The organism is Yaniella sp. (assembly GCF_030453185.1).
In the GTDB taxonomy this organism is placed as follows: domain Bacteria; phylum Actinomycetota; class Actinomycetes; order Actinomycetales; family Micrococcaceae; genus Yaniella.
Genome location: NZ_JAKDKW010000102.1, coordinates 1 through 6,531, shown reverse-complemented (window position 1 = coordinate 6,531; position 6,531 = coordinate 1). Strand labels below are relative to the sequence as shown.

Here is a 6,531-nt window from a genome sequence, read left to right as displayed (position 1 = left end):
ATGACTTCAGAAAACAGGCCCTGGGTCCCACAGTTGCCGTCAGGCACCCTATCGCACCCTGCCACACTCAAGGACTCTACCGAGGCACTGATTCGCCGCGCGCTGGTCAGTGGCGAAATGCGCCCCGGAGAACTGTACTCAGCGAATAAACTCGCTAGCCAGCTCGAGGTATCGAACAGTCCCGTCCGTGAAGCCATGATGTCGCTGGTCAATAGCGGGCTACTAGAACTTGTGCGAAATCGCGGCTTCCGGGTCGTGGAACTCACCGAGGAAGACAAGCGCGAGGTTTATGAACTCCGTCTTCACATCGAAGTTGATGCCCTTCGCCGCATAGCCAATCGAGGAATAACCCCTGAGCAGGCGGAGTATATTTCAACGATGTCACAGAACACTGTTGACCTCATCGACGCCCCGCTTGTTGACTACCTCGAGGCTGACCAGCAATACCACCTCGCCCTCGTGGGGCTGCTTGGGAACAAGCGCTGGAAGAAAATTGTAGAGAATCTGCGCGACCTATCACGAGTCAACGGCTACTACACATTCCTAGAAGACAGCGATCACATAGCCCACAGTGCTGAAGAGCACCAGCAAATCACCCAAGCAATTATCAACGGGGAGCCAGAACTTGCGGCAGCTCTTATGGTGAAACACCTCGAGTACGCCCGACCAAAGCAACGCTAAACTCCCCACTTTAATGTGACCCTTGACACTCTCTGGCCGCTCACCTATATTGGTTATCGATAACACATAAGCAGTAATTTCGGTGAGCGTTATAACGAGGAGAGTCCTTATGGTCGAAAATGCCGTCGAAGTGAGACTCACTTCTGCCACGTCACAACCGCAGCAAGCCGAGGTTGTGATCCTCGGTGGCGGAGCCATCGGTGTAAGCATCGCATGGGCCTTGGCCAGCAAGGGCGTCAAAAATATTGTGGTCATCGAACGGGGCGAGTTCGGCAGTGGCTCCTCCGCAAAACCCTTGGGCGGAGTCCGGGCCAATTTTTCTGACCCAGCGAACATCATGCTGGGTAAACGTTCGCTCGAGACCTTTCGCAATTTCAAACATCAATTTGGCACAGACATTGGCCTCCGAAGTGTTGGCTACCTCTTCCTCGCCCGCACTGAAGAGGAAGCAGCTGGGCTCAGTTCTGCTACCAAAGTCCAGAACGACATGGGTATTGAGAGCCGCAACATATCTCCAGCAGAGTGTGCCCAGCTCAACCCATATCTCGACGCCTCGGCACTCGTGTCCGGTGCGTTCTCCCCGGAGGATGGGTATGCCCGTCCTGCTCGTGTGGTTGAAGGATTCGTCAAAGCCGCCCAACAGCTCGGCGTGACGTTCCTTAACAACACCGAAGCCCTCAATGCTGAAGTTGGACCTGATGGTGTCGAAGCAATTGAAACCAACCGGGGGACCATCCGCACTCAAACTGCGATTTGTGCAACCGGTGCCTGGAGCAAACGCGTCGGGCAAATCTTTGGTGTCGATCTGCCCGTAGAGCCCGTACGTCGCTTAGTTGGCTTCACCCCTCAGCGAGCTAAGCCCCACCCCACCGTTCCGTTTACTCTGGATCTCGGGACGACCTTCTATTTCCACAATTCGGCCAACGGCCTTCTGCTGGGCATCTCGCATGACCAGGAACCAGGGTTCTGTCGCGAATTCAGCTACGACTGGACCAACGAACTCAACGCGGCTGCCGGCATGGTTGCGCCCGAACTGCAACATCAAGAAATTGTGAGCGGCTGGGCCGGCCTCTACGAGAACACACCGGACCACAACGCCATCATCGGCCGGTCAGATCAAATCTCGAACCTTTTTTATGCGACTGGATTCTCCGGGCACGGCTTTCTCCAGTCCCCGGCCGTTGGTGAACTGGTAGCCGACATGTATCTCGGCCGTGAATCATTCATGGATCCAACACCGTTTTCAGCTAGCCGTTTTTCCAGTACTGCAAACGCAAGCGCAGCCAAAGAACTCCACATCATTTAGTCTCCCACCGCCATAACAATTCAACCGAAAGGTACCCCATGGCATTCCAAGAACTGTGGCAATTACGCGCAGCATTCGCCATCGAGCTCTCCGATATGTATGGCCAAGAAGTTCCCGCATATAACACCCTGGTAGACGTCTCAACGGACGTGAACCGTGACTATATGGAACGTATTGGTGCTGATGCCGAACGATTGGGCAGCATCCAGCGTGTTACCGCAGAACGCCACGGAGCAATTCGTGTCGGTTCGCCGCAAGAAATGTCGCAAGTTGCACGAGTCTATGCGGCTTTTGGCATGTACCCGGTGGGTTTCTACGATCTGCGGGATGCTTCAGCATCCTCGGTCCCAGTGGTGTCTACGGCATTCCGCCCAATTGACGCTGATGAACTCGCGAAGAACCCTTTCCGGGTTTTCACTTCGATGCTTGCCTCCGACGATCCACGCTTCTTCAGCCCCGATCAACAGCGTCGTCTCCAAGACTTCATCAACGCCCGTGAATTATTCCCTGCCGAACTTCTTGTTCTGTCCGATAAGGCCGCTGAACAAGGCGGTCTGGAAGACCCAGAAGCTGTCCAGTTGCTCGAGTTAGCCACCGGATCGTTCAAACTCTCCGACGACCCAGTGGATCATGCCTGGTACAAGGAATTAGAAGACGTCTCGGCAGTCGCCGCAGATATCGGTGGCGTGACCAGCACGCATATCAACCACCTCACCCCTCGTGTGTTAGACATTGATGACCTCTACGAGCGCATGGAAGCACTCGGCATCACCATGATCGACGAGGTCCAGGGCCCTCCGGCCTGGGATGGCCCTGACGTCCTACTACGCCAAACATCATTCCGTGCCCTCAACGAAGAACGCATCTTCAAATTCGAAGACGGCACCATTGGTCCTGGAGAGCTTCGGGTTCGCTTCGGTGAAGTCGAACAGCGCGGTATCGCGCTGACCCCCAAAGGCCGTGAACTCTACGATCAGATGCTGGCCGAAACCGATCGTCGCCTCAAAGAACACGGTGGCATTCGCACCGATGTGGCCCGCCAAGTGTGGGCCGAAAACCTCCCGGATACCGAACACGGGCTGGCTCGCGAAGACCTTGCATTCTTCACCTACCGGGTGGCCGATGATGTATCCAGCGAAACCCTGACCCAGTTGCCGGAACATGTCACCCTGGTGTCTTTGATCGACGACGGTATCGTGATTGCCGAACCGATCGTGTATGAAGATTTCCTGCCGCGCTCAGCAGCGGGCATTTTCCAGTCCAACCTGACCAGCGAAGGTTCCCGGGACGATGCGCTGCAGGGCACCGACTACGACATCGACGTCATGTCTGAGATTGTTGGCCGTCCAGTGGCTGACCCGCATGACCTCTACCGCAAGCAACAAGACGAGTCACTGGCCGTTGTTTCAGCACAGCTAGACCGGGTCATCGACTCCATTACCGCGAACCTGACCGCCTAACCAAACACCAACGATAAGGACTTTTCATGACCACTCAAGCCCCTGAATCCACTTTGGCCACCACTACACGCGAGGCGCTCATCGCCTGCGGCGTGGATGAACGGCTACTGACTGGCCCACGCGAAGTGTACTCGCCAAATACTGGTGAACACCTGATCAACATCAAAAATGACAACCAAGACGCCGTAGTTCAAGCCATCGATGAAGCCTACGAAGCCTTCAAGACCTGGCGCGAAACTCCCGCACCGGTACGCGGACAGGTTGTGAAACGCTGGGCGGAACTCCTCACCGAGCACAAACAAGACCTGGCCGCCCTGGTCACCGCCGAAGTCGGCAAGATTCCATCAGAGGCCGAGGGCGAAGTCCAAGAAATGATCGACATCTGTGACTTTGCTGTTGGTCAGTCACGCATGCTCTACGGACAAACTATGCCGTCCGAACGTCCCGGTCACCGACTCATGGAGACCTGGCATCCCCTGGGTGTGGTCGGAGTCATCACGGCGTTCAACTTCCCGGTTGCACCCTACGCCTGGAACACCGCGTTGGCTCTGGTTGCCGGCGACTCAATCGTCTGGAAGCCATCAGCCATCGGCTCACTATGTGCCCTAGCCACTGATGCTCTGTTAGCCCGTGCGGTTGCTGACTCTGGCGCACCAGCCGGTATCCACCACGTTGTACTCGCCGATCCCGACGCTGCCCGACCAATCCTGGAAGACCCACGCGTCGAGCTCGTGTCGGCAACCGGCTCCACCCGGATGGGTAAGCAAATCGCACCGGTTATCGCTTCGCGGTTCGGCCGCTACCTGCTGGAACTGGGCGGAAACAACGCAGCCGTTGTCACCCCGTCAGCCGATCTAGATCTTGCCTTACGTGGCATTGCGTTTGCCGCCGCCGGTACCGCGGGTCAGCGTTGCACCACCATGCGCCGTTTGATCGTGCATGAATCGGTGGCCGATGAATTGGTCGACAAACTGGTTCGTGCCTATAAGACACTGACCATCGGCGACCCAACTGAAGATGGCAATCTGGTTGGTCCATTAGTCAATCGGCAGTCCTACGATGGCATGCAGTCAGCACTGGCGCAGGCCAAAGACGAAGGCGGCGAAGTCCTCGTGGGCGGAAAACGCGTCCTGGCTGAACAATACCCGGATGCCTACTATGTTGAGCCTGCCATCGTGCGGATGCCAGCCCAGACTGACGTAGTCAAAGACGAAACGTTTGCACCGATCCTGTATGTGCTGACCTACTCTGATTTCGACGAAGCGCTAGAGCTCCACAACGGAGTGCCCCAGGGTCTGTCGTCGTCGATCTTCACCTCCGATCAGACCGAATCCGAAATCTTCTTATCAGCCCGAGGCTCTGACTGCGGCATCGCCAACGTCAACATCGGGACCTCCGGTGCCGAAATTGGTGGCGCCTTCGGCGGAGAGAAAGAAACCGGCGGCGGGCGCGAATCGGGCTCAGATGCGTGGAAGGTGTACATGCGCCGTGCAACAAACACAGTGAACTTCTCCGGTGAATTGCCACTGGCCCAAGGCGTGGAATTCATCTAAGTTCCGGCCAACAACGACCCGTTCTTGAATGACAGCATCGGAGTATTTTGTGAGCGACTATTTCAATCTTCTCGACGAGTGGGGACCAGAAAAGATCTTGGTTGTCAGTGACCCGGACATCGGTATGCAGGGTGTGCTGGTCATCGACAACACGGCCCGTGGCATTGGCAAGGGTGGCACCCGGATGACTCCGACGGTGGATGTCCCCGAGATCGCCCGCCTAGCACGCGTGATGACCTGGAAATGGGCGGCCGTGGATTTGTTCTACGGCGGTGCCAAGGCCGGTATCCGTTTCGACCCGAGCTCTGTCGATAAGGAACGTGTACTGCGGTCGTTTGTGCGCAAACTTCGCAATGAGGTCCCCGAAGAATACGTCTTCGGGTTGGATATGGGGCTTACCGAATACGATGCTGCAATCATCAACGACGAATTGGGCCGCGGCTCTGCCGTCGGCACACCATACGAACTCGGCGGGATTCCCTATGACCAGCTTGGTATTACTGGTCACGGGGTCGCCGAAGTCGTGGACGAAATTGCTGGCCAGCAAAATTTGCAGGGTTCCAGCGTTGCCGTCCAAGGCTTCGGCGCCGTTGGGCACTCCGTTGCCAAACGGCTCCACGAACTGGGCTATCGGGTCACAGCCGTGTCCTCGGTCAAAGGTGCCTTGGCGAACCCTGACGGACTGGATATTCCCGCCCTGCTGCAAGAACGTGCCGAGCTGGGTGACGACTTCGTCTATAACCATCCGAAACTGGCCATCGAACCCGGCCAAGAACTCTTTGCCCAGGCTGACATCCTGGTGCCGGCTGCGCTGCAAAACGTGCTCACCGAGCACAACGTCGGCGACATCAAAGCCAAACTCGTAGTCGAAGCCGCGAACCTCCCAACCAATGAGGCCGCTCAAACAGCGCTGCGCGAAAACGGTGTCACCGTCGTGCCGGATTTCATTGCCAATGCCGGTGGTGTGGTCAGTGCGGCATTTGCTATGGAATCGCGGTTCTCCCCGTTTCGGGTCGATCCAGCGATCATTCTGGAGACCGTTTCCACCAAGTTACGCGCCAACGCCGTCACCACGCTCGAGGAAGCGAAACGTCACGGCCAGACCACGCACGAAGCTGCTCGTAGATTAGCCCAAGAACGGGTTCGTGCCGCCATGGATCTTCGTGGTCGCCGGGCCCTGCAACCAAGCGCTTTATAAGGAACCATTTCAGATGACCGATCTGGCACCAACCATCGTAGACCGGCTCCAGCACATTACTTCCCGGCTGGATGAGGTGCTCGACGGCGATGTGGACGCGATGTCTTTGACTCGGTCCATCTATTCCACCGATGCTTCAAACTACCGGGTCGTCCCCGACATCGTGGTCTTACCCCGTCACGCAGGTGATGTGGTGGCCGCCGTCGATATTGCCCGCGACTATTCGCTGTCGGTCACGGCACGTGGTGGCGGTACCTCGTGTGCGGGCAATGCGGTGGGCCCGGGATTGGTGTTGGACTTCTCGCGGTATATGAATCAGGTGCTCCACATTGA

The 6,531-nt window shown here is 56.9% G+C and carries 6 protein-coding genes; all 6 read left to right on the top strand.

From position 1 onward, the window contains the following. Window positions 1-681: GntR family transcriptional regulator (locus L0H14_RS11380; protein ID WP_301421876.1), on the top strand; the 681-nt coding region annotated here is incomplete at its 5' end. A 109-nt stretch (window positions 682-790) separates the two neighbouring features. Continuing rightward, the gene (locus L0H14_RS11375; RefSeq protein ID WP_301421875.1) at window positions 791-1,987 is read left to right on the top strand and encodes an FAD-binding oxidoreductase; all 1,197 of its coding nucleotides are present in this window, start codon (window positions 791-793) and stop codon (window positions 1,985-1,987) included. A 38-nt stretch (window positions 1,988-2,025) separates the two neighbouring features. Beyond that, complete coding sequence (locus L0H14_RS11370; protein ID WP_301421874.1) at window positions 2,026-3,447, top strand: VOC family protein; 1,422 nt, start codon at window positions 2,026-2,028, stop codon at window positions 3,445-3,447. A gap of 26 nt (window positions 3,448-3,473) precedes the next feature. After that, window positions 3,474-5,000, top strand: coding sequence for an aldehyde dehydrogenase family protein (locus L0H14_RS11365; RefSeq protein WP_301419947.1), 1,527 nt, complete (start codon window positions 3,474-3,476; stop codon window positions 4,998-5,000). Between the two features lie 49 nt (window positions 5,001-5,049). Next, entirely contained in the window at window positions 5,050-6,198 is a 1,149-nt protein-coding gene (locus L0H14_RS11360; RefSeq protein ID WP_301421873.1) for a Glu/Leu/Phe/Val dehydrogenase, read from the top strand. 13 nt (window positions 6,199-6,211) lie between these two features. Further along, window positions 6,212-6,531 (top strand): FAD-binding oxidoreductase (locus tag L0H14_RS11355; protein WP_301421872.1); only part of this gene is annotated, 320 nt, incomplete at its 3' end.